General features: G+C 45.2%; 21 protein-coding genes, 2 tRNA genes, 3 rRNA genes and 1 pseudogene. 1 reads left to right on the top strand and 26 read right to left on the bottom strand.

Translation table 11 applies throughout. The annotated features are described in order from the left end of the window. Window positions 1-21: 21 nt before the first annotated feature. From ACZ5Q0_RS06090 to metG, 5 genes are all read right to left on the bottom strand, one after another. On the bottom strand, window positions 22-627 hold the full coding sequence (locus ACZ5Q0_RS06090) for a YhcN/YlaJ family sporulation lipoprotein (RefSeq protein WP_447182262.1): 606 nt from the start codon (window positions 625-627) through the stop codon (window positions 22-24). Between the two features lie 97 nt (window positions 628-724). Further along, a complete protein-coding gene (locus ACZ5Q0_RS06085; protein WP_446818915.1) occupies window positions 725-1291 on the bottom strand; it encodes a hypothetical protein in 567 nt (188 codons plus the stop codon). A gap of 247 nt (window positions 1292-1538) precedes the next feature. Continuing rightward, window positions 1539-2507, bottom strand: coding sequence for a 3D domain-containing protein (locus tag ACZ5Q0_RS06080; RefSeq protein WP_447182261.1), 969 nt, complete (start codon window positions 2505-2507; stop codon window positions 1539-1541). A 288-nt stretch (window positions 2508-2795) separates the two neighbouring features. Next, the gene (locus ACZ5Q0_RS06075) at window positions 2796-3566 is read right to left on the bottom strand and encodes a TatD family hydrolase (RefSeq protein WP_447182260.1); all 771 of its coding nucleotides are present in this window, start codon (window positions 3564-3566) and stop codon (window positions 2796-2798) included. A 48-nt stretch (window positions 3567-3614) separates the two neighbouring features. Next, the gene (gene metG, locus ACZ5Q0_RS06070; RefSeq protein ID WP_447182259.1) at window positions 3615-5576 is read right to left on the bottom strand and encodes a methionine--tRNA ligase; all 1962 of its coding nucleotides are present in this window, start codon (window positions 5574-5576) and stop codon (window positions 3615-3617) included. Between the two features lie 1088 nt (window positions 5577-6664). On the opposite strand from metG, the gene ACZ5Q0_RS06065 reads away from it, so the two are divergent. Further along, window positions 6665-6913 (top strand): AbrB/MazE/SpoVT family DNA-binding domain-containing protein, encoded by a 249-nt coding sequence (locus tag ACZ5Q0_RS06065; protein WP_446820800.1) that lies wholly within the window; start codon window positions 6665-6667, stop codon window positions 6911-6913. Window positions 6914-6923: 10 nt separating this feature from the next. Here the strand turns inward: ACZ5Q0_RS06065 and rsmI are convergent, their stop codons facing one another. The 21 genes and pseudogenes from rsmI to ACZ5Q0_RS05960 all read right to left on the bottom strand — a co-directional run bounded on the left by rsmI (window position 6924) and on the right by ACZ5Q0_RS05960 (window position 23406). Further along, the gene (gene rsmI / locus ACZ5Q0_RS06060) at window positions 6924-7754 is read right to left on the bottom strand and encodes a 16S rRNA (cytidine(1402)-2'-O)-methyltransferase (RefSeq protein ID WP_446818920.1); all 831 of its coding nucleotides are present in this window, start codon (window positions 7752-7754) and stop codon (window positions 6924-6926) included. A 63-nt stretch (window positions 7755-7817) separates the two neighbouring features. Next, on the bottom strand, window positions 7818-8573 hold the full coding sequence (locus ACZ5Q0_RS06055) for a tRNA1(Val) (adenine(37)-N6)-methyltransferase (protein WP_446818921.1): 756 nt from the start codon (window positions 8571-8573) through the stop codon (window positions 7818-7820). Between the two features lie 3 nt (window positions 8574-8576). Further along, a complete protein-coding gene (locus tag ACZ5Q0_RS06050; RefSeq protein ID WP_446818922.1) occupies window positions 8577-8855 on the bottom strand; it encodes an initiation control protein YabA in 279 nt (92 codons plus the stop codon). Continuing rightward, window positions 8794-9522, bottom strand: a complete 729-nt coding sequence (locus ACZ5Q0_RS06045) for a PSP1 domain-containing protein (protein WP_446818923.1) — start codon at window positions 9520-9522, stop codon at window positions 8794-8796. Before ACZ5Q0_RS06045 ends, ACZ5Q0_RS06050 begins: the two co-directional genes overlap by 62 nt. Before the next feature lie 29 nt (window positions 9523-9551). Continuing rightward, window positions 9552-10475 carry a DNA polymerase III subunit gene (locus ACZ5Q0_RS06040; RefSeq protein ID WP_464827271.1) on the bottom strand — a complete coding sequence of 308 codons (924 nt, stop codon included), beginning with the start codon at window positions 10473-10475 and terminating at the stop codon, window positions 9552-9554. Window positions 10476-10676: 201 nt separating this feature from the next. Continuing rightward, on the bottom strand, window positions 10677-11126 hold the full coding sequence (locus ACZ5Q0_RS06035) for a YaaR family protein (protein WP_446818926.1): 450 nt from the start codon (window positions 11124-11126) through the stop codon (window positions 10677-10679). Further along, complete coding sequence (gene tmk, locus ACZ5Q0_RS06030) at window positions 11123-11758, bottom strand: dTMP kinase (protein ID WP_446818927.1); 636 nt, start codon at window positions 11756-11758, stop codon at window positions 11123-11125. The genes ACZ5Q0_RS06035 and tmk overlap by 4 nt, the downstream gene beginning before the upstream one ends. A 12-nt stretch (window positions 11759-11770) precedes the next feature. Beyond that, window positions 11771-13231, bottom strand: coding sequence for an aminotransferase class I/II-fold pyridoxal phosphate-dependent enzyme (locus ACZ5Q0_RS06025; RefSeq protein WP_464827293.1), 1461 nt, complete (start codon window positions 13229-13231; stop codon window positions 11771-11773). A 107-nt stretch (window positions 13232-13338) separates the two neighbouring features. Next, window positions 13339-13554 (bottom strand): sigma factor G inhibitor Gin, encoded by a 216-nt coding sequence (locus ACZ5Q0_RS06020; protein WP_446818929.1) that lies wholly within the window; start codon window positions 13552-13554, stop codon window positions 13339-13341. A 230-nt stretch (window positions 13555-13784) separates the two neighbouring features. Then, window positions 13785-14018, bottom strand: a complete 234-nt coding sequence (locus tag ACZ5Q0_RS06015; RefSeq protein ID WP_446818930.1) for a tryptophan synthase subunit alpha — start codon at window positions 14016-14018, stop codon at window positions 13785-13787. 48 nt (window positions 14019-14066) lie between these two features. Continuing rightward, window positions 14067-14186: pseudogene (locus ACZ5Q0_RS06010) on the bottom strand (tryptophan synthase subunit beta); the annotation flags it as partial. Window positions 14187-14453: 267 nt separating this feature from the next. After that, a 5S ribosomal RNA gene (gene rrf / locus ACZ5Q0_RS06005) occupies window positions 14454-14566 on the bottom strand. 86 nt (window positions 14567-14652) lie between these two features. Continuing rightward, a 23S ribosomal RNA gene (locus ACZ5Q0_RS06000) occupies window positions 14653-17645 on the bottom strand. A gap of 97 nt (window positions 17646-17742) precedes the next feature. Further along, window positions 17743-17818 (bottom strand) — tRNA-Ala (locus ACZ5Q0_RS05995). Window positions 17819-17844: 26 nt separating this feature from the next. Continuing rightward, window positions 17845-17921 (bottom strand) — tRNA-Ile (locus ACZ5Q0_RS05990). Between the two features lie 132 nt (window positions 17922-18053). After that, a 16S ribosomal RNA gene (locus tag ACZ5Q0_RS05985) occupies window positions 18054-19623 on the bottom strand. The 16S, 23S and 5S rRNA genes sit together here with 2 tRNA genes alongside, the layout of an rRNA operon. A gap of 360 nt (window positions 19624-19983) precedes the next feature. Then, the gene (locus ACZ5Q0_RS05980; RefSeq protein WP_446818931.1) at window positions 19984-20250 is read right to left on the bottom strand and encodes a 4Fe-4S dicluster domain-containing protein; all 267 of its coding nucleotides are present in this window, start codon (window positions 20248-20250) and stop codon (window positions 19984-19986) included. After that, window positions 20250-20834: a 2-oxoacid:acceptor oxidoreductase family protein gene (locus ACZ5Q0_RS05975; RefSeq protein ID WP_446820801.1), complete on the bottom strand. Its 585-nt coding sequence runs from the start codon at window positions 20832-20834 to the stop codon at window positions 20250-20252. Before ACZ5Q0_RS05975 ends, ACZ5Q0_RS05980 begins: the two co-directional genes overlap by 1 nt. Continuing rightward, the gene (locus ACZ5Q0_RS05970) at window positions 20831-21583 is read right to left on the bottom strand and encodes a thiamine pyrophosphate-dependent enzyme (RefSeq protein WP_446818932.1); all 753 of its coding nucleotides are present in this window, start codon (window positions 21581-21583) and stop codon (window positions 20831-20833) included. Before ACZ5Q0_RS05970 ends, ACZ5Q0_RS05975 begins: the two co-directional genes overlap by 4 nt. Window positions 21584-21599: 16 nt before the next feature. Then, window positions 21600-22688, bottom strand: a complete 1089-nt coding sequence (locus ACZ5Q0_RS05965; protein ID WP_446818933.1) for a ferredoxin oxidoreductase — start codon at window positions 22686-22688, stop codon at window positions 21600-21602. Window positions 22689-22725: 37 nt separating this feature from the next. Then, entirely contained in the window at window positions 22726-23406 is a 681-nt protein-coding gene (locus ACZ5Q0_RS05960; protein WP_447182257.1) for a hypothetical protein, read from the bottom strand. Window positions 23407-23448 lie beyond the last annotated feature (42 nt).

Below are 23448 nucleotides of genomic sequence, written 5' to 3'. Positions count from 1 at the left end.
TTTTGCCCGGGCGTAGACGGTCTAAAAAGCTGGCTGTTGTTGTTTAAGGCGATTAATCAAGTTGTTCACATCATCCTGGTAACTTTGTACCGGCCGCCCCTGAATAATTCCTACCGCTACATCATTAATCCTCACAATTAGATTAGGGTCGGTGGTTACCAGCACCTGAGATATGCGTTTGTCACTAGCCTTTAGTTTGTTGGCTACAGTTCTTTTGATCTCATTAACATCATTAGCATTCTTCATCATGTTGGGTGTAAGGGTAAGACCTACCATAATTACTAATCCACTATAGTTTACAGCCGTGTCCCGGTTAAGATTGGTATTATTATTAATGGCCGTGTTAGGATTATTAATAGTATTTCTAGTGGTCTTACCATTATTAGTCATAGCAATGCTTGATACCACAACCGTGGCTTTTTGTACTCCCTGTACATTCTGAGCCAAGTTCGACAGCCGAGTTGCCAGAACTCTTCTTTCACTGGCAGTCAAATCTCCGTCAGCACTCCTGGTAACACGGGGTTTTTGCTCAGGTGTTACCGGTTTTTTAGCCGCACTCTGGCATCCAGAAAAAATAATCAGGTTTAAAAAAACCAAACAGAGTAATAAGGCAATCTTTTTTCTCAACCCGTAGTTCACCTCCTTTTTTCCCTTGCTGTACTTAGTGTTTTTCTTTCGACCGGTTTTCAAACAAGGGAAAATGTGGGCGAACTACTATTCTTTTTTATATGGTGATCACGTCTAAACGGGCCCGCATCCGACATAATTGCCATCGGTAGTCAGCTAAAGGTTTTCCTTCCGTCAGATTGCTGCTAATTTTTTGAATATGATCTACCAGATCAGGTTCATAGGTAACTAAAACAGTAGCATCATTTAAAACTAAATCATCTCTTAGACTAGTTCTAACCGCCATCTGTACCCGTTCTCTATCATTTAGGGTATTTACATAGCGATGAAGATTTAGTCCTACAAAAATAACATTCTGGTTATCAACTTTTTGCTTCTGGCCCCTAGTATTATCATGAATTAAGCTATCTAGATTCTCCTTACTTAAGGGAGAAATGCTGTTTTCCGGTACCACCAGCACATAAGCACTATGAACTCCGTCCACCTTCTCAGTAGTCTCTACTAGTCGAGCCGAAGTAAATATAGTTTGATTATCAGTGTCAAGCGATGGCTTTAAAGACATCATCCACCCACCAGCCACCGGATAACTGCCATATTTGCCCAGTCCAATCAGGAAACACCCTATCAGCATTAAAAGTACCAGCCGAACTGCCCTCTTTTCCATGGATCATCAATCCCCCCATAAAAATCCTCTCCATTTTATTTTTCTATACAGGCCCTGTTTTTATTCAGTTATATATTCCCTCTTGTATTTATTGTAAGCAAATCTATAAATAAAATTAACCCCCTGGACATTTTGGCACAGGAGGTATCTTAAGTTCTATGGATTTTTTAAGTAAAAATAAATATACCCTCCCACCTCTGATCGTGGGCTTACAAGCGTACCAGTTTTTCTTTGATACACATTATGTTTATTGAAGGATATAAACTTTAGTTTTCCGCCGCCCCCATGACAAACACTGATTGCGCTCTTCCATAAACAAGTCCAGCCGATCACCTTTTATAGATCCGCCTGTGTCAGAGGCTACTGCAAATCCGTAGCCTTCAATATAAAGCCTAGTTCCTAAGGCAATTACAGCCGGATCAACTGCCACCATGCCCACAGTAGGGTGCTTACCTGTAGCAGTGCGATAGCCAGTATAGGTGTAGGCCGAGGCTTCCATATATCTGGCTTCGCGGAAGTTAAGGTGCTGCCCACCACGGGAGACAGAGGTGATATTACCCATAGCTACTACTTTATTGTGAGGTTCTTTTATTACCTCACTGGCCACTACCTGTCGATCAACTTCCTGACCATTATGGTATATAACTTTTATAGTATTACGGGCTAGTCCATCTATTCCCTGGGAAAGGGTTCTGGTAAGACCTTTTTCCAGAGTATTATCTATGGTTGTTTCTACTCCAAAAGAAACCGGTTCTTCTACTACTTCTTCCTTTTCACTAACTCTTATCACTTCGATTTCCTGACCCGGGGTTGTTTTTTTAGCGGGGAGGGTTTTTACAACATCTTTTTCCCCTAATTCCACCCCAGCCAAATGAATAGCCTCTTTAATTGTCACGGGAGTAGAAATAACCTCCCTGGTTTCACCATCAGCGATAACTTTTACCTTAAAAGCCCTGGTAACTACTATTTTCATATCTTTTTGCACCCGGCTGTTTAACGAAGGTTGAACCCGGTCTTTATCTCCTAATTTAACACCATTCTTCTCCAATACCTCACCAACTGTACCTACAAAGAATACACTGCTTTTGATCGATTTCCCATCCACAACAATATTAACCGGTTTTTGCAAGGCAAACCACAAACTTACGCCTAGCACCAACGTAAACAGGAGAGTGGCAGTCAGGTATTTAACCTGCTTAGACCACACAATACCCATTTTTCTCCTCCTTTTCATCCTACAAAACGGATTATATGCACGCTTTGCAAGGCATCTTTGTTATTCTAGACAAAAATAGCCCTAACAGTCAACTTCTGTACCATTTTAAAGCACCTTTACCTCATATTGGAATATAACCAAAGTGTACCCTTTTTAAATTATTATCATTTAATCTTTATTTTATTCCTTATCAGGTAAAAAGTTTGCTGAAATTGCTGTTATTACCAATTACTAAAAAGGTCGAAAAACGGGTAAGGGAAAGATTTTATCCTTTCCCTTAATACATACTTAGTCTTTTATCCGGTAAACCTGCCGGGCATTACGTGAAGTAAGATAAGCTATTTCCTCTACCGGTTTATTGCGAATCTCAGCCAGCTTAGCCCCTACCAAAGTAACCAAAGCCGGTTCATTGCGTTTACCCCGGTGTGGTTCAGGGGTAAGATAAGGGCAATCAGTTTCAATGAGGACTCGATCCAATGGTATTCGTGCTGCCACTTCGTGGCTTTTCTTAGAATTCTTAAAAGTCAGCGGACCCGCAAAGGATATATAAAAATCTTCTTTCATGAAATCTATAGCCAGGGGTAAATGCCCGGAATAGCAATGCATAATACCACCGTTTTTGCCGGCTTTCTCCTGACGAACAATATCCAGAACCTCCTGATGAGCATCCCGGTCGTGTATAACCACCGGCTTGCCTAATTCATGCGCCATTTTTATCTGCTCTATAAAAGCCCGCCGTTGTTCATCTCGCGGAGACAGGTCACGGTAATAATCTAACCCAATCTCACCGATAGCTACCACCCGTGGTTTACGGGCTAATTCATATAGACTCTCCAATAATTGAGGAGTAAGGGTACTGGCATCATGGGGATGCACACCCACGGTAGCATAAATATCTTTATAACGGTCTGCCAAGGCTACTGCCTCAACTGATGATGCATAATCATAGCCTACACATACCATTAATTCTACTCCGGCTTCTCGGGCCCGGGCTATTACCTTATCCACATCCACCCGTAGTGCCTTTTCCTGAAGATGAACATGGGTATCTATAAACATAATTAGCTCCCTCCTGATAATTGTCCGGTCACCCTTGACTAGTAAATACTACTTCACCCGGTTACCCGATTCAATATCTGATTGCAACATTAAAACTTCTACATTTTTATCATCAGAAGCCGCCAGAATCATTCCCTCGGATAATACTCCCCTTAATTTAGCCGGTTTAAGGTTGGCGACAAGTACTACTTTTTTACCTACCAGATCCTCAGGTTTATAATACTGGGCTATTCCTGATACTACCGTACGCTCACTATCACCCACCTGTAACCTGAGTATTAATAGTTTATCAGCCTTTTCCATCTTTTCGCAACTTAATACCCGGGCTACCCGAAGATCCATACGAGCAAAATCGTCAATACTGATATAATTATCCTGTTTAGCTGCCTTATCGCTAGCAGGCTTCTGTTCTGATGTTTTTTCTGTTTCTTTAGTCTGATCGTTCATGTTTTTTTCCTCCCATTCCTTCAGATCTATTCTCGGGAAAAGTGCCTCTCCCTTGCTAACTTTAATACCAGAATGTACTAGTCCCCAGTGACCTGCCTCTTCCCATTTTAAATTAAGTGGATCATCAATTACTGGTATTTGTTGATTAGCCCGGGTTACCACTTGGGGCATAGCCGGACTAAATAAAATCAGAACTATGCGGATACATTCAGCCAGGTTATATAATACCGTAGCCAGACGGTCTTTTTGGCTTTCATCACGAGCTAACCGCCATGGTTCTGTTTCATCAATATACTTATTAGCCCGGGATACTAAACGTAGACTAGCCATAATATATCCGGCAAAATCTAATTTATCCAGCTTACTCGTAGCTTCATTAAATACCTGGGCGGCAGTGTTTTTTAAATCATCATCCACCGCCTGGCTTTCACCAGGAGCTGGTATTTGACCATCAAAATACCGGATAATCATAGCTACTGACCGACTGATAAGATTACCCAGGTCATTAGCCAAATCGGCATTAATTCGATTAATAAGCATCTCCTCAGAATACAGACCATCCTGCCCAAAACTCAGCTCTTTAAGCAGATAATAACGGACCGCATCAACTCCATAGCGCTCCACCAATTCTACTGGATCAACTACATTCCCCTTGGATTTAGACATCTTGCCACCCTCCAGCAAAATCCAGCCATGGCCAAATACCTTTTTGGGCAGGGGTAATCCCATAGCCATTAACATACACGGCCAGATAATCGCATGGAAACGCAGAATATCCTTACCTATAAGATGGACATCAGCAGGCCAGTAGCGGTTAAAAGATTCCTCATCAGTGCCATAGCCAATCCCGCTCAGGTAGTTAATCAAAGCATCAAACCACACATAAACAACATGCTGGTGGTTGAAAGGAACGGGAACCCCCCATTTAAAAGAAGTCCGGGATACACAAAGATCATCCAGACCCATTTTTATAAAGTTAACTACCTCATTGCGCCGGGAAAGCGGTTGGATAAAATCCGGGTTTTGTTCAATATGTTCCAGTAGCCGCCCGGCATATTTCGCCATATTAAAGAAATAACTTTCCTCTTTGACCAGCTCCACCTCACGTCCGCAGTCAGGACATTTACCATCCAGAAGTTGCCTTTCGGTAAACAGAGTTTCACACGGGGTACAATACCAGCCCTGATACTCGGACATATAAATATCACCCTGGTCATATACCTTTTGAAAAAGCTTTTTAACCACCTGCTCATGACGCGGCTCAGTGGTACGGATAAAATCATTATGGGAAATCATAAGTACATCCCAAAGACGCCTAATATTGGCCACAATCCCATCCACATATACGATGGGTTCCTGTCCATGTTCATGGGCAACTTTTTCTATTTTTTGCCCATGTTCATCAGTTCCCGTAAGATAAAATACATCTAAGCCCTGCATACGCTTAAAACGAGCCATACAATCTGCCGCCACCGTGGTGTAAGCATGTCCTATATGTAGGTTATCACTGGGATAGTAAATAGGGGTAGTAATATAAAAGGTTTTTCGATCGGACACTAACATCCCTCCTTGGGCAAGTATTACCTGTATAGATACGGTACAAACATGTTCCAGATTAAGCTCCGGGAAGTTATACCGTTTATAACCGTTAAGTCAGCCATTAATAGCTATAGTTTACCACATAATGGCCATCGTATCCTGCCTTTTCCCCAGGCCTTATTTACCTAACTATTTGCCACCTAATAGAGTCCAGCTTAGCCAAAGCCTTTCACTAACCAGAGTCCGGACTTTTCCAGAATATTCAGGTTCGCCTTAACCACGCAACCCCATACAGCGACCTACCCAGCAACCAAGCTAAGGCTAACCTTAATGTGGAGGAAAAGAGATAAAGGCGATTCCAGAACCGTAATTAAACCCGTTACTAAAGGCAATACCCTTAGAACAAAAACCTGTGCCCACCACTAACTAGAGTCCGGGCTTTTCCGGAATATTCAGGTTAGCCTTAACCACGCAACCCCATACCCATACAACCTTAATGGACAGTAAAAGAGATTATAATACTGGTCACATAGCCAGGACAACCCAACCATTAAACTTATACGACGTTAGTTTGCATACATTAATATTCCGGCTCCACGCTCCGCCTGGGAAACACCAACTGCTGGTCTGGCAGCTACAGGGGGACCGGGCCGATTCACATCCGTGCTCAACGGCCCTCTCGCCACATCCGTGTCGCTCGCCCCCTTACGCTGCTGCGCCTGCGCAGGGTGTTTCTACCAGGCTACGCTTAACGTCGCTCTCCATATTAATGTATGCAAACAAGCCGATTTATCACTTCCCCCCCGCATCCCCCCACAGCAACTTTAACCAGTAACTAAGCTAAGGCTAACCTTAATTAGTAAAAAGAGGTAAGAAGGATCTTCCCCGCAACATAAAGCAGCATTTTTAGCTGTTTTTCCCTATAATCTTTGCTATAATGAGATGGCTTTTACTTTAACTGAATTTCCTTTTATCCATAAAAATGTCTTATGCTCTATAAAATTCAATTTTTTGTCTTTATATGTAGAAAAATTCTTGACTTTTTCTACCAGCGTTGGTATAGTTTGTAGTGAAATCCAATGTGGTTTAAAAGAGGAGGGTTTGCTGCAATGATGAAATCAACGGGAGTAGTTAGAAAAGTGGACGAGCTGGGCCGAATTGTTATTCCCATCGAGTTGCGCCGTACCATGGGTATAGAGGAAAAAGATGCCCTGGAAATTTACGTTGACAATGAAAAAATAATTCTTCGTAAGTATGAACCAGCTTGTATCTTCTGTGGTAATGCAGAAGAAGTACTCAACTATAAGGGCAAAAACCTGTGCAGGTCCTGTTTAACTGAAATAAGTAAACAGGTAGGTTAATACATAAGGTTTAAAGATCATGCTCAATAAAATACTTGTAAATAGTTGATTTTGGTATATTATGTTCACGGGCCTTCATTTTGAAGGCCTGTTTTTTTTCTATCCCGGCAGCAATTAGCTGCTGGGTTTCTTCAATTATAGCTTCTAAAGAAACTTCCCCACTAGTCGCTGGCCTTCCCCCTACCAGTAAGGTAATCTCTCCCCGTGGTATATGATTAGTATAATACTCCTCTAATTCTATTAAACTACCCCGCTTAATCTCCTGGTGCACTTTGGTAAGTTCCCTGACTACTACCGCCGGACGCTCCGGTTCCATCAGCTCAATCATATCCTCCAAGGTCGGCAGTAAACGATGCGGTGCTTCATAAAAAACGATGGTGCGCATTTCAGTAGCCAGGTTGCCTATTATTTCCCTTCTTTTCCCTCTCTTAGCCGGTAAAAATCCAGCAAAAATAAAGGAGCTGGTATCCAGCCCCGAAACTGCCAAAGCCGCGATGAAGGCTGAAGGGCCGGGGATAACCTCCACCTCGATCCCTGCTTCGATTGCCCGCCGTACCAAATATTCCCCCGGATCAGATATGGCCGGCATACCGGCATCAGATACCAGCGCTATATTTTTCCCGGCCCGTATCTGGTCTATAATATGTATTTCCTTACCTTTGCTTGTATAAAGATGATAGCTGGTCAAGGGTTTTTTTATCTTGTAGTGATTTAGTAATTTTAAAGTGTGCCGGGTATCTTCACAGGCGATTAAATCTACTTCACGTAGTGTTTTAAGCAGTCTTATACTTACATCTTCCAAATTGCCAATAGGGGTCGCACAGACAAATAACTTGGCCAAAAATATTCCTCCAGCTTTGTAATCAATATCTTAAACTAAACTGCCTAGTATATCTTACTGTTATTAATCTATTTTAGGTAAGTCATAAATTAAACGCAATTCATCCCCATAGATTCCAGGAGCACTATAGATAATCAACGGCGGCATAATAATCAGTTTATTATGCCTTTGTTTCACTCCTTCTACCATTACCAGTTTAGCTTCCCGATCAATAAATGAATGAATATTGCGTAACCTTAGTGGATATAGTTGGTATTGGTGCAAAAGCTGACCGATCTCTTCCAAACGATCCGCCCGCTGAATCAGGCAAAAGCTTCCTCCCGGTTTAAGCAAATAACCGGCGGCTTTAACTATTCCCTCCAGGGTTACTTTTATCTCATGCCTGGCTACTGCCTTCTCCGGATCACTGCTTTGTTTTCCTTCTCCCACTTTGCGAAAAGGGGGATTGCTGACTACCAGATCCATACTGTCTGGAGGCAGAACTTGATTAACCTGATTTATATCCTCCTCAATTACCTCCAGGCGCTCTTGTAATCCGTTTAGCTTAATACTGCGCCGGGCCCTATCTACCATAGATTTCTGGATTTCTAATCCTATTATCCTGGCTTGCGGGGCCCGCCAGGATAATAGCAGAGCTATTACCCCACTCCCTGTACCCAGATCAACAATTCGCTGGACTCCCTCTACCCTGGCAAAATGCCCCAGGAGAATTGGGTCCAGCGAAAATCGATAGCCCTGACAGGACTGAATTATCCTAAGATCACCTAGAATCAAATCATCTAAAGTCTCATCCCGATTAACGTAGGCAGCTTTTGACAATCTCTACTCCTTCTCCATAAAGGCCAGACAAAACAAACACTCTCCGTCCCGGTGCTGTCCGTAAGCCATCACACACACATGATACCCTTCATTATATATCTTGCCCAGATTATCGTAGCCCTCCGCCGCCAGTTCAACTGCATACCTAGAAGGCATAGGGGGCTCCTCTCTTTCCTGGGTTGCCCAGTCGTTTTCCAGACGGGCTACGCGCTCCTTCAAATCACCGACTTCTAGTATTAACTCCCGGATGATCATTTTTAGCTCTTGGACAGTTTTCTCCACACTTGTTTCCCTCCTGGCATTTTCTGTGGTCATAAGCGTCTGATTCATATTTTAAGCAGCACATCAGTCTTCCACAGATGCCGGATATCTTGGCCGGGTTAAGTGACAAGTTTTGATCCTTAGCCATGCGTATAGAAACCGGCTCAAATTCACCTAAAAAATTGTTACAACACAGTATCCGTCCACAGGTCCCAATACCCCCCAGCATTTTGGCTTCATCCCGAACCCCAATCTGTCGTAGCTCGATACGAGTTTTGAAAATAGAGGCCAGGTCCTTTACCAGTTCACGAAAATCCACTCTTCCCTCGGCTGTAAAGTAAAAAATTAACTTGCCCATATCAAAGGTATATTCAACATCAATAAGGCGCATAGGTAGATTATGCTGCTTCACTTTTTGTTTACATATTTCCAGAGCCTCTATTTCTCTCTGGCGATTGTTGTCATGGATCCTGTAATCCTGATCAGTTGCTTTGCGTATCACCGGTTTTAAAGGAAGTACCAGTTCCTCTTCCGGGACTTCCCTGGTTCCAATAGCAACGTTACCATATTCGATTCCGCGAATAGTCTCAACAATTACTGCTTCACCAGCTTCGAACTCCATTCCCTCAGAATCAAAATAATATATTTTTCCGGCAGGTTTAAAACGTACCCCTGCAACTAATGCCACTAATAAAACCTCCTCGAATTGGTATGATTTTAGACAGATCTTTGTAATCCCTGGTACACTTCCCAGGCGATATTTATATTGATCAACAATGGATTGACATTACGCCGGTAAAATCTTTTCAACCGGGCCGCTTGAATAATAGCCTCTCTTAATCGGGAGGGCTCGAATCCCTTAACCTGTTGTATCAATTCTATATTTTCTGGAATTACCAGAAAACGCTCTTCCCTGGTTTCATTATAAACGCATATATCTCTTAATATTGTTTCCATTATCCGGACAACTAACTCTGGAGCCTGGTTCATTTGTTCAGCCCCTGTGAAAATCTGCCCCTTCTCCCCACTGGACAGCCCTCTTACAATGGAAGCAGCTATTTCCCAGCTGGCTTCCCACTCCGGCTCTTCCGCAGCTCTTAAAGAAGCGGCCAGGCTGCCCTGACCTAGTCGTGCCGCCGCCCGGGATTTATCAGCTTCGTAACCCCTCTGTAATAAATATTGTTCTACTAGATGTTCCGCTACCGGAGAAAAACGAATTATCTGACATCTTGATACGATAGTTTCTAACAGACTAGTTTCATTAGAGATCAAAATCAAAACCCCGTATCCAGGTGGTTCTTCCAAGGTCTTTAATAAAGCATTGGCCGCCTCCAAACTCAGCAAATGGCACTCTTCAATGATCACAACCCGGCGACGGGATCGGTATGGTTTAAGCGCCAGCCATGGTTCCATTTCCCCGCTGATTTGTTCTTTAGTAATAACTGTTTTGTTGTCCGCTTTTTTAAGCACCATTAAATCCGGATGCATACCCTGTCGTAAAAAGAAATCGGCACTTTTATCACCTTCTGCTAATAGTGAACAGGCCAGGGCCCATGCCGTTGTACTCTTGCCTACACCCTCCAGCCCAACAAAAAGATAAGCATGGCTTACTTTTCCTGATTTCAGGGCCTTTTTAAGCATTTCAACCGGCCGATCTTGTCCTATTATACTGGAGAAATAATCCACATTATCACCCGATCTTAATTACCTTAAATTTAATCCCGTCTCTCCCCTGCGGGTCTGGTTCACATATTAAAAATATTTGGTCTTTTCCCACCGGCGTCTCCACCTGCTATTATAAGGAAGCAAAAGGACCTTCCCTCTGCTTCCCCCTCCTTCCAATCAGATCATTAGGTCTATTAGCATACCGCGAATTTTGTCTAAAATACTTAGTACATCCCAGGGCTGTTTTTTCTGGCGGATAAATTCCTCAATAACCCTTTCCATTTCTTCATTAATGGTTTTTACGGTTATCAATATAGCCCTTCCCCGGCGATTACTGCCCCGTTGTTGGTTGAGGATATAAGCGCTGGAAGTAGCTTCCTGCAGAAAATTTTTAACCAACCGTTTGTAAAGCATCAAATCATCAATATTAAGGCTACGATCCAACCGATCAGTTAAATGGTTTAACTCTTCTAAAATCTGCTGCATACGTTGCCGGCTCTCGGCCTCACTATGCCGTGATAATTCCTGCCCAAACGAAGTCCGTGCTCCCCGGGGCACCCCCCTGGTATCAAGCCGGTTTATTCCGGGGTAATGATTTAATTCCTTCTTGGGGCGGTCGATCTTCATTCTGACAGTACCCCTTTGGTTTTTATCCAACCCATAATATGGTTCCGGACTTCTTCAACAACTAACTCTAATTCCTGATCTGAGTTAACCACCTTAATGCGTTGGGAATCCATAGCAGCTAACTGCATATACCCATCTCTCACCCGGGATTGAAACTCTATTCCTTCCTTCTCCAAACGGTCCGGGGTATCCTGCTTTCGCCTTAATGCACCTATCTGCGGATCAATATCTAATACAACGGTTAAATCCGGAACTATTCCTTCAGTGCACAGTTGATTTAACTCTTGCAAAAACTTAAGGTCAAGCCCCCGGCCATATCCCTGGTAGGCAAGGGTTGAATCCATAAACCGGTCAGCGATTACCATTTTCCCTGCCTCCAGGGCCGGTTTAATAACCTCCTCTGCCACCTGGGCCCGGGCTGCAGCATAAAGAAAGGCCTCGGTACGAGCTAGCATACTTTCATTCTGAGTATCCAATAATAGATCCCTTATTTTTTCTGAAATAACCGTCCCCCCGGGTTCCCGAATCACCCGGGGTTTAAAATCGTGCAGTTTTTTTAACAGTATTTCCAGCACTGATGTTTTACCGCACCCGTCTATCCCTTCCAAACTTACAAAAAGACCCCTGTTCATTTTAAAACCTCTTTACTTTGTATCTTTAATAACCTGCAGATTATCCAAACTGGAATCCTGCGGTCCCTGCACATTTACCTTGCAAGTACGTAAATATTTTAAATAATCTATTACTTCTGCAGTAATCTGTTCCCCCGGAAGTAAGCATGGTATTCCCGGAGGATAAGGTGCCACCATTTCAGCACAGACCCTATCCCGGCATTTATCTAGTGGTACCGTAATTGACGGGGCCAGGAAAGCCTCCCGGGGACTCATGGATACTGATGGAGCCGGCGGCACTTTTACTCCTAAACTCTGCCTTTTAGTACTACCATAACTTAATGAAATTTTTTTAACTGTTTGGAATAGCCGCTCCCAATCCTCCCGGTCATGAAATATAGACATCATAGCCATTACCAGGTGAGGTTCAGCCAGTTCTACCTGTACACCATAATTATCCCGCATGATTCTGGCCATCTGAAACCCGTCAATACTTAGCCCGGGCAGAGAAATAGTTATTTTTAAAGGATCTAGTCCACCTATCCCCGCCCGAGAACATAACTCTTCCCCCCAGCAATGAATTCCCTTTAAATCATTAAGTTTTTTCCTATAATAGCTGGATAACTCATAAGCCTTTTGCAAATGTGCAAAACCTTCATCCTCCATAAACTTACGGGCTAAATCAATGGAAGCCATAATGGGATAGGAAGGACTAGTCGTGGTTAACAAACTGAATGTCTTGAAAACTCTTTCCGATCCAGAAAAATGGGTTCCTAAATGCAGGACCGCTCCCTGGTTAAAAACCGGCAGGGTTTTATGAAAACCATTTACGGCTGCATCTGCTCCGGCCTGTAAAGCTGTGCCAGGATAATCAGGGTGAAACCTGAAATGAGAACCATGCGCCTCATCTACAAAAAACTGGACTCCGTACTGGTGAGCCCTGAATACACACTCTTTTACCTGGCTAGTTACCCCATAATAAACCGGGCTAGTTATAAATACTGCTGCAGCATCCGGATTCCGCTTAAGGCATAGATCAATATCATTCGCCTCTATACATAGTGCCGCACCAGTTTCCTCATCAACCCGGGGCAGCATATAATGAGGTTTAGCCCCTGATAAAACCATCCCGGCAAAAAAAGAAAGATGGGCATTGCGTGGCACTACTACTTCTGCTCCCACCGGCAGACTTAAAAAAAGACTATGTATTCCTGAACTAGCTCCGTTAACCAGGAACAAACTTTGCCCGGCTCCAAAAGCCTCCGCCATCAACTGCTGGGCCCGGCTTATAGCCTCCCGGGGTAAGTGTAAATCATCCAACCCAGGTACTTCGGTGACATCCATAGCCGCCACCTGTTGAAACTCCTTTAGCCTGAAACCGGCTCCACCTAAATGACCCGGCATGTGGCATCTCAGGTTATTTTCACTTATATAATTTTGTATGGCTTCATATATTGGTGCCGAACTTTGTGTTTGCATTTCTATTTTCACCATCACCAATACCAATTTTAATACCTTATTTTTTATAATTGCTTACTACAATATTGTATATTAAACCGGAGTGATTAATCCATGAAAAAAAGTACCCCTCCGGGTACCCTTTACTTAAATATCTCTTTCATTAGGTTTATATAGTCCTGGTAACGCGGCGATCCTACCTCCATGTTAAGAATATCAGCCTCACACTTCTCGCATATAAAAGCCCTTTTAATCCTAATCCCGCCCCGGATTCCTTTCTCCGGTACCTGACCACATAAACTACAGCGTGGTAACAGTACTCCACTCTCCGATTGGGGTATAGTATTTAAATATCCCACTTAAAAACTACTCCCTTTTTCTAGTGAGTATTCCCTTTCCCCAACTGGAAATACCCTTTAAAATACTATACCTTACCATATGCACTTTCTAACCAAAGTGTTAACTAATCTAGTAAGATCAACCAGCCCCATTTTACTAATCTATTAAAATAAGGGACAGCCAGCGGTCCCCTCAACTTTTCCGTTGCTAATTATCACGGCATCTATGCCGGCCTCCCCCCACTCTTTTTTTAATACCTCCATACCCATTTTGTAAATAGGATTATAGTAGCAAATAATATAAGTTTCAGATCATTTACATTTTTTCCCTGGCTAATAAATTCCAGGCTTTTGGTAAGGTTTAATCCCTTACTAATTCCCCCGTGATGGAACCTTTCTATTACTTCCCCGTCAGCTACAGGGTCGGAAAAAGGTACCCCTATCTCCAGGATATTACGCCCCCCTGCTCCATAGCTTTTATACAACTAAGGGCAATATCTTCTTCGAGAAGCCCGGCCATAACAAAAGGAATTATTTAGCTTCTGTCTCTCCATATCCCGAGCACCCATATATACGGTACACTTTAATCCTAAAACTGCTGCCGCTGTTGCCGTTGCCACACCATGCTGGCCTGCACCAGTCTCCGCAATTAACAACCAAACTTTCCAGCCAACAGGCAGGTGCTTCCCGGCTTAATGATGTAAAAAGTTTAGCTATATCCAATTTTTCCAGATTCAACCGGTACCTGACTCTATACCCAGATATACTTCTACTCCGGATAAAGGCAAAATAAAACCAGCACCGGTAAATGTGCTGGCATGACAAAGTTCATCCCTGCTCATCTCATCTAATTCCAGCTATATTCAATTGTCAAATGCTTTTTATGATAGTATAGTCTAACTTACCAGAAAATAAATAAATCCTGGCAATGTCCTACTCTCCCACGGAATTCCGTAGTACCATCGGCGCTGGAGGGCTTAACTGCCGTGTTCGAGATGGGAACGGGTGTATCACCTCCGCCATTATCACCAGGATATCTGATTACTATTCTTTTTTTCATTAAACCAGTTACTACCCACTGGTTCTCTCAAAACTACACACAGTATCTCTCGCATTTTTTAGGTCAAGCCCTCGATCTATTAGTACCAGTCCGCTTAGTACATTGCTGCACTTGCACTTCTGGCCTATCAACCACCTGATCTTGATGGGATCTTACCTCCTTATTGGAGTGGGAGAACTCATCTTGAGGCCGGCTTCGCGCTTAGATGCTTTCAGCGCTTATCCGATCCAGACATAGCTACCCAGCGATGCATCTGGCGATACAACTGGTACACCAGCGGTCTGTCCATCCCGGTCCTCTCGTACTAGGGACAGATCCTCTCAATTCTCCTACGCCTGCGATGGATAGGGACCGAACTGTCTCACGACGTTCTGAACCCAGCTCACGTACCACTTTAATGGGCGAACAGCCCAACCCTTGGGACCTTCTCCAGCCCCAGGATGTGATGAGCCGACATCGAGGTGCCAAACCTCCCCGTCGATGTGAACTCTTGGGGGAGATAAGCCTGTTATCCCCGGGGTAGCTTTTATCCGATGAGCGACGGCCCTTCCACTCGGTACCGCCGGATCACTAAGCCCGACTTTCGTCCCTGCTCGAGGTGTCCCTCTCGCAGTCAAGCTCCCTTCTGCCTTTACACTCTTCGCGCGATTTCCATCCGCGCTGAGGAAACCTTTGGGCGCCTCCGTTACTCTTTCGGAGGCGACCGCCCCAGTCAAACTGCCCACCTGACACTGTCCCTGTACCCGTTTAGGGCACCAGGTTAGAACTCCGGCAATTCAAGAGTGGTATCCCACCGGTGGCTCCACAAAGCCTAGCGACCTTGCTTCCAAGCCTCCCACCTATCCTGTACATGAACTACCAAAACCCAATATCAGGCTACAGTAAAGCTCCACGGGGTCTTTCTGTCCTATCGCAGGTAACCGGCATCTTCACCGGTATTACAATTTCACCGAGCCCCTCGTCGAGACAGCGCCCAGATCGTTACGCCTTTCGTGCGGGTCTGAACTTACCAGACAAGGAATTTCGCTACCTTAGGACCGTTATAGTTACGGCCGCCGTTCACCGGGGCTTCAGTTCAAACCTTCGCGTTTCCGCTAAGCTCTTCCCTTAACCTTCCGGCACCGGGCAGGCGTCAGCCTCTATACTTCATCTTCCGATTTAGCAGAGACCTGTGTTTTTGCTAAACAGTCGCCTGGGCCTGATCACTGCGGCTCTCTCACGCTCATACATGTTTATATATTCACGCTAACAGAGCACCCCTTCTCCCTAAGTTACGGGGTCATTTTGCCGAGTTCCTTAACGAGGGTTCTCTCGCGCGCCTTGGGATTCTCTCCTCGCCTACCTGTGTCGGTTTGCGGTACGGGCACCTGCTAACTTGCTAGTGGCTTTTCTTGGCAGTTTGGATTCAATGACTTCGGTACTACGCTTCCCTACCCATCACACCTCAGGCTTCTCGCTGTGCGGATTTGCCTACACAGCACCCTACGTGCTTGGACGCACTCTTCCTTCCGTGCGCTTCACCTATCCTCCTGCGTCACCACTTCACTCAATCGCTAGCTAGGTGGCACTGGATTATCAACCAGTTGTCCATCCCCTACGCCTTTCGGCCTCGGGTTAGGTCCCGGCTTACCCTGGGCGGACGAGCCTTCCCCAGGAATCCTTAGGCTTTCGGCGGGCAGGATTCTCACCTGCCTTCTCGCTTACTTATGCCAGCATTCTCTCTTCCTAATAGTCCACTACTCCTTTCGGTATAGCTTCTACCCATTAGGATTGCTCCCCTACCATCCCGTAGGATCCGTAGCTTCGGTACCATGCTTAGCCCCGTTGAATTTTCGGCGCAGAGCCACTTGACCAGTGAGCTATTACGCACTCTTTAAATGGTGGCTGCTTCTGAGCCAACATCCTGGCTGTCTATGCAGCTCTACATCCTTTCCCACTTAGCATGGATTTAGGGACCTTAGCTGACGGTCTGGGCTGTTTCCCTTTCGTCTACGGACCTTTTCACCCGCAGACTGACTGCCGGATTTTACCTTATGGTATTCGGAGTTTGGGAAGGTTCGGTAACCGGTGAAGGCCCCTAGCCTAACCAGTGCTCTACCCCCATAAGGAATACTCCGACGCTAGCCCTAAAGCTATTTCGGGGAGAACCAGCTATCTCCGAGTTCGATTGGCATTTCACCCCTATCCACAGCTCATCCACGTACTTTTCAACGTACCCTGGTTCGGGCCTCCATCCCGTGTTAACGGGACTTCACCCTGGCCATGGATAGATCACCCGGTTTCGGGTCTACAGCAGCAAACTAGTCGCCCTTTTTAGACTCGCTTTCGCTCCGGCTCCATCCTTTTTAGATTTAACCTCGCTTACTACCGTAACTCGCTGGCCCATTCTACAAAAGGTACGCAGTCACTCCGTTGCCTTAGCAACATGGAGCTCCTACTGTTTGTAGGCATACGGTTTCAGGTTCTTTTTCACTCCCCTCCCGGGGTGCTTTTCACCTTTCCCTCACGGTACTTTCCGCTATCGGTCGCTAGCTAGTATTTAGCCTTGGAAGGTGGTCCTCCCTGCTTCCCACCGGGTTCCACGTGTCCGGCGGTACTCGGGGTTAGTCCTAAGAGTTAACTGGCTTTCGGCTACGAGGCTCTCACTCTCTATGGCCTGACTTTCCAGTCAGGTTCGCCTAACCAATTATTTTTTGACTCTTTGACAGTTCTGCAATACTGTCCAGAACGCCCCACAACTCCCACAATGCAACGGTTGCAGCCTTACACATTGTAGGTTTAGGCTCTTCCTCGTTCGCTCGCCGCTACTTAAGGAATCTCGCTTGATTTCTCTTCCTCCGGTTACTAAGATGTTTCAGTTCACCGGGTCTCGCTTCTCCTGCCCTATGTGTTCAGGCAGGGATGATACCTCATTACTGGTACCGGGTTTCCCCATTCGGATATCCACGAATCGATGCTTGCTTGCAGCTCCCCGTGGCTTTTCGCAGCTTGCCGCGTCCTTCTTCGCCTGCTAGCGCCTAGGCATCCACCATACGCCCTTAGTATCTTGACCTATCTTTGCGCGAGACAAACTCTCCATCTCTCGATGAATTGTCTGCTTTTATTACTGTGTGCAGTTTTCAAAGAACTTCTTTTTTGGTTAAAATTTATGGTGGAGATGAGGAGATTCGAACTCCTGACCCCCTGCTTGCAAGGCAGGTGCTCTCCCAGCTGAGCTACACCCCCATGATTTAAACCTACAGTCATAAAAATGGTGGGCCTAGATGGAATCGAACCATCGACCTCACGCTTATCAGGCGTGCGCTCTAACCAGCTGAGCTATAGGCCCATGCCATATATTTAACCTCAGTTTAAAAACATTATAATCATTTTAATTTGGGAAAATTTATAAAACAAACAGCAAGGATCACAAAGTGATCGACCTTAGGATATGAAACAGTTACGTTTCATGTCTCCTTAGAAAGGAGGTGATCCATCCGCACCTTCCGGTACGGATACCTTGTTACGACTTCACCCCAATCACCAACCCCACCTTCGACGGTTCTCCCTGGTTGCCCAGTTAAGTCACCGGCTTCGGGTGTTGCCAGCTTTCGTGGTGTGACGGGCGGTGTGTACAAGGCCCGGGAACGCATTCACCGCGACATTCTGATTCGCGATTACTAGCGATTCCGACTTCATGTAGTCGAGTTGCAGACTACAATCCGAACTGAGAATGGCTTTCTGAGATTCGCTTCGCCTCACGGTTTCGCTGCTCTCTGTACCATCCATTGTAGCACGTGTGTAGCCCAGATCATAAAGGGCATGATGATTTGACGTCATCCCCACCTTCCTCCCGCTTGTCACGGGCAGTCCCATTAGAGTGCTCAGCTCTACCTGTTAGCAACTAATAGCAAGGGTTGCGCTCGTTGCGGGACTTAACCCAACATCTCACGACACGAGCTGACGACAACCATGCACCACCTGTCTTGGCGCTCCCAAAGGCACACCCGTGTTTCCACAGGCTTCGCCAGATGTCAAGACCTGGTAAGGTTCTTCGCGTTGCATCGAATTAAACCACATGCTCCACCGCTTGTGCGGGCCCCCGTCAATTCCTTTGAGTTTCAGCCTTGCGACCGTACTCCCCAGGCGGGATACTTATTGCGTTAGCTGCGGCACGGAAGGGGTCGATACCTCCCACACCTAGTATCCATCGTTTATAGCGTGGACTACCAGGGTATCTAATCCTGTTTGCTACCCACGCTTTCGCACCTCAGCGTCAGGGTCAGTCCAGGCAGCCGCCTTCGCCACTGGTGTTCCTCCTGATTTCTACGCATTTCACCGCTACACCAGGAATTCCACTGCCCTCTCCTGCCCTCAAGATCCTCAGTTTCAAATGCAACCCCGCAGTTAAGCTGCGGTCTTTCACACCTGACTTGAGCATCCGCCTACATGCCCTTTACGCCCAGTAATTCCGGACAACGCTCGCCCCCTACGTCTTACCGCGGCTGCTGGCACGTAGTTAGCCGGGGCTTGCTGGTACGGTACCGTCACTCACTAACCTTGTTATTGTTAGTGACGTTCGTCCCGTACAACAGAGCTTTACGACCCGAAAGTCTTCATCGCTCACGCGGCGTCGCTGCGTCAGGGTTTCCCCCATTGCGCAATATTCCCCACTGCTGCCTCCCGTAGGAGTCTGGGCCGTGTCTCAGTCCCAGTGTGGCCGTCCACCCTCTCAGGCCGGCTACTGATCGTTGCCTTGGTAGGCTCTTACCCCACCAACTAGCTAATCAGACGCGGGCCCATCCATATGCGATAGCTTTGTTAAGAGGCCATCTTTGCTTTAAGCGTCATGTGACTCCTAAAGTTTATGCGGTATTAGCACCAGTTTCCCAGTGTTATCCCCCACATATGGGTAGGTTGCCCACGCGTTACTCACCCGTTCGCCACTAAGATTATCAATTCGCGTTGCTCGTCGATAATCTCCGTTCGACTTGCATGTGTTAAGCACGCCGCCAGCGTTCGTCCTGAGCCAGGATCAAACTCTCCGTTAAAATGTCCATCCTAGCTTTACGCTTGGCTTGTTGTTAAAGTTTTACGGTGCTGGTTTTTTACCAGCTCCTCGCACTTCGGTCCTTGCTGTTCTGTTTTATCAAGAGCTTTGCCGACTGCCGTCTCCGGCGCAGCGCAAGAATTATATTATCATGCCCCTGGGTTAGTGTCAAGTTTTTTTGTTTTTTGTTTTCTGGTATTTTTTAACCCCTGGTCATAATAAAAGTACTTCGCATCGCGCAGCACTTTTTGTATTATATACCGAACTCATCTATTATGACAATAGTTTCTGGCAAAATAATTACTAATCTTACTTTGTATATGTAAAGGTCCCAGCAATATATTGCCGGGACCTCTTTAATTTACCCAACCGCTTTTTTGCTTTTGGTCTTTTCGATATATATAGCCGCATCGGGACAAACCATTTCGCAAATTTTACAGGCGATACAGCTTTCCTCATCTTTTGGTTCAACTGCAGGGGTACCGTATACACCTAGTTTTTCCGACCAGATCAGGACATCATTAGGGCATTTTTCTTTGCATAGTCCACATCCCTTGCAAAAAGCCGGGAAAATATGAAATACGGCTTTTTCCATTGGTGTTGATAGTGCTTCTAATTTTTGGGCCATTATTTTGCCACCCCTTCCTTAAGGGATTCCTCTGCCATTTTCTTGCCCAGTTCCAACGCTTTAAAGTTCAATTCGCGCAAATCCGGGTTTTTTTCAAATTTATGCCCCAGTTTATGCTCCAGTGCAGCTTTGGCACCTTCAAAACTAACCATGTTGGTTAATCCAATTACTGCCCCCATTATAATGATATTAAAAACCCGGGGGTGTAACTCATGATTAGCAGTTTCCAGGGCAGGAATCCCGATAATTTTTTTGGCTTCACCGGGAAGATCGTCTGGATTAACTGCAAAACCATTATCGTATACAAACAAAGTGTTTTCATCGGAATAAACGGCTGTTCTTGCAACAGCCCTTTCACTCATGGCAATAACTACATCGGCTTTATTAAATTTAGGGGCACCAATCCTCTGTTCACTAACCTGCAAAAAGGCTATAGATACTCCCCCTCTTTGCTCCAGACCAAAGTTGGGAATATATATGGTCTGTTTATCTTCATTATAGGCAGCTTCGGCCAGAATCTCTGCAACTGACTGTACACCCTGTCCGCCTTCGCCTGCCAAAGCAATTCTTATCAGTGCCATTATTTATCCCCTCCTTTGGTAAAGGGACTCTTCAATTCTCCTACTGGGTAGAAGGGTTCCATTTCGTCCTCCAGGAAATGCCAAGTTTGTTGTGCATTAGTCCTCCAGTTAGTCGGGCAAGTGGACAATACTTCTACAAAGGAAAATCCGTTACCTTCTATTTGATTACGTAAAGCATTACGCAGGAAACGCTTTAGCTGGTTGTATTTTGATACAGTAGCCCGGGCCACATAGGCACGATCAGAAGTTACCTGGGCTATAAACTCAGGCCCCTTAGTGGGATAACCGGTAACCTCGGGATCACGTCCATAGGGACAAGTTTCCGTCTTCTGTCCAAGTAAAGTAGTAGGGGCCATTTGTCCCCCGGTCATACCATAGTTGGTATTGTTAGCCAGAATCAAGGTAACTTTTTCATTTCTAACGGCGGCATTGAGTAAGTGCTGCGACCCGATGGAATATCCACCACCATCTCCCATATAGCCGATAGTAATTAACTCGGGACGGGACCTCTTAATGCCAACCATAACTGGTGTAGTACGCCCATGATGGGTCTGAGTGCTATCACAGGCAAAAAAGTCCCATGAAAGGAGAGAGCACCCAATATCGCATCCAAATATAGTCTTATCTTGTATCTCAAGCTCGTCTATTACTTCCCCCAACGCTTTGAGTATAATACCATGCCCACATCCCGGGCAAAACTTGTGCGGCTTGGAGGGTAGATACCATGATTTTGGTATAGCTGGTGAAATCACTTTTTAACCCCCTTCCTTATAGAACGCTCTTAACTTTGTTAATGATATCGTAGTCTATAATGCCAACTCCCGGCTTAAACAGGGTTTCAATAGGTACAGTTTCCCCGTATATCTCCTGCTTCATTAACCGATAAAGCTGACCGTAGGCCGACTCAGCCACCAGAAGCTTTTTAGTTCCGCTTTTAGCTATGACTTCTCTCAATTGTGCCTGGGGAAATGGCCTCAAGGTAATGGGGCGGAAATATCCGGCTTTGATTCCCTGAGCGCGCAGAGCTTTAACCGCATCATCAGCAGCCCTGGAAACTACTCCATGAGAAACGATAATTATATCCGCATCCTCACATTCCCTTTCCTCATACTCAATCAGTTCTGGACTAATCTTTTCATATTCAGCGGCATGCTTAAGAACCACATCATATAGTTCTTCCTCCAGACTGTATATGTTACACAAGTGTTGCGGTTCCCGGTTTTCCCCAATATGGCCTTCCACTCCGAGTAAGGGATTAGTCTCAACCATTTTTATGCCCCGTTCTTCAGGGTCATACATCTCCAAAGGTTCTCTCATCTTAGCCTGGTAACCATCTCCCAGCATAAAAGTTGGGAAACGATATTTCCAAGCTGTATTAAAGCCCTTTATAGTGTAATCATAAAGTTCTTGATGGGTAGCTGTAGAAAAAACTATCCGGTGTCCTTCCCCATTGCCTCCATAAGTTGTTAAACCTACTTCCTGCTGGGAATAAATCACCGTTCCTGAAGAAGGGCCACCCCGCTGCTGGATAATTGCAAACAACGGCAGCCGCATTGCCTCAGCCATTCCAAATGGCTCCTGCATTAAAACATTTCCCGGACCAGCAGTCGCGGTAAAAGCCTTTTTACCTGCCTGTACTGCACCACATACGGTAAAACCTGCCGATATTTCATCCTCGGTTTGCAGGAACCCCCTCCCATATTGGGGAGCCAACCTAGTCCAATAATGCATAATTTCATTCTGGGGGGTTATAGGATAGCCAAACATGATATCTGCGCCGGCAGCCAATGCGGCCCAGGCAACAGTTTCATTACCGGTTAAAAAACCTTTTTTGGATTTACCCACCACTTTTGCCATTGAATAGATGCACCTCCTGTTCTTTTAATCCAAAATTTTACCATATCGCCCCTGGCATGTAGCGATTGATGAATTTAATCGGTATATCGAATTCCTCACCCGCTATCTGGGGAGCAAATGACTGGTCTAATGCAATGAAGTCTATGGGAATACCCAACTCTTGAGCCACTTCAATTATAACCTGGTTACCATTTTTAACTACTTCAATAGTAGTTTGATCTCCCAGGTGGGTGTTAGCAATAATAGCATCAACTCTACCTAGTTCATTTAAGTATTTCTTTATCCTGTCAGGTGAACTGGTCATAGGACGACTGTAATTTACTACCGCTATTACCCGTAGTTCAGGAGACTGGTCGGCCCCTTCCACTAAATTAAGGGTACGGGCCCCGTGAACCCCATAGCCAATATCGATAATTACATCGCCTTCCCGCATTAAAGCCCAACGAGCCTGCGGGTTTAACATAGCCCCGGTTTCTCCTAACCCAAAAGCATCTTCCGGAGAAAAGCCAATGACATCTAGACCTTTTTCTTCTAAAAGTTTCTTGATAGGCCTTAACGTATAAAAAGGCTCTACTGTATCAAGGTCTACTAGGGTAACCTTACGACCCTGACTTTTAAGTTCAAGAGCCCGGTTTATAGCTATTTCACTTTTCCCGCTTGCGTATTCTCCTATATATGCTTCTACCACCCTAGTCTGATTATACTCCGTTGCGAACACCTCCTGGTATTAGAAAAAGGGCAATTTATATAAGTATAAATT

The organism is Syntrophomonas erecta subsp. sporosyntropha (genome assembly GCF_055395365.1).
The sequence above is the reverse complement of the archived record's forward strand: the minus strand, read 5'-3'. Positions and strand labels throughout refer to the sequence as shown.

Coding starts and splice junctions, on each gene's coding strand:
- ACZ5Q0_RS06085 (WP_446818915.1), bottom strand. CDS start 1,291: ATGGAAAAGAGGGCAGTTCGGCTGGTACTTTTAATGCTGATAGGGTGT.
- ACZ5Q0_RS06080 (WP_447182261.1), bottom strand. CDS start 2,507: ATGGGTATTGTGTGGTCTAAGCAGGTTAAATACCTGACTGCCACTCTC.
- ACZ5Q0_RS06075 (WP_447182260.1), bottom strand. CDS start 3,566: ATGTTTATAGATACCCATGTTCATCTTCAGGAAAAGGCACTACGGGTG.
- metG (WP_447182259.1), bottom strand. CDS start 5,576: ATGTTAGTGTCCGATCGAAAAACCTTTTATATTACTACCCCTATTTAC.
- ACZ5Q0_RS06065 (WP_446820800.1), top strand. CDS start 6,665: ATGAAATCAACGGGAGTAGTTAGAAAAGTGGACGAGCTGGGCCGAATT.
- ACZ5Q0_RS06040 (WP_464827271.1), bottom strand. CDS start 10,475: ATGCTTAAAAAGGCCCTGAAATCAGGAAAAGTAAGCCATGCTTATCTT.
- ACZ5Q0_RS06035 (WP_446818926.1), bottom strand. CDS start 11,126: ATGAAGATCGACCGCCCCAAGAAGGAATTAAATCATTACCCCGGAATA.
- tmk (WP_446818927.1), bottom strand. CDS start 11,758: ATGAACAGGGGTCTTTTTGTAAGTTTGGAAGGGATAGACGGGTGCGGT.
- ACZ5Q0_RS06025 (WP_464827293.1), bottom strand. CDS start 13,231: ATGGTGAAAATAGAAATGCAAACACAAAGTTCGGCACCAATATATGAA.
- ACZ5Q0_RS05980 (WP_446818931.1), bottom strand. CDS start 20,250: ATGGCCCAAAAATTAGAAGCACTATCAACACCAATGGAAAAAGCCGTA.
- ACZ5Q0_RS05965 (WP_446818933.1), bottom strand. CDS start 22,688: ATGGCAAAAGTGGTGGGTAAATCCAAAAAAGGTTTTTTAACCGGTAAT.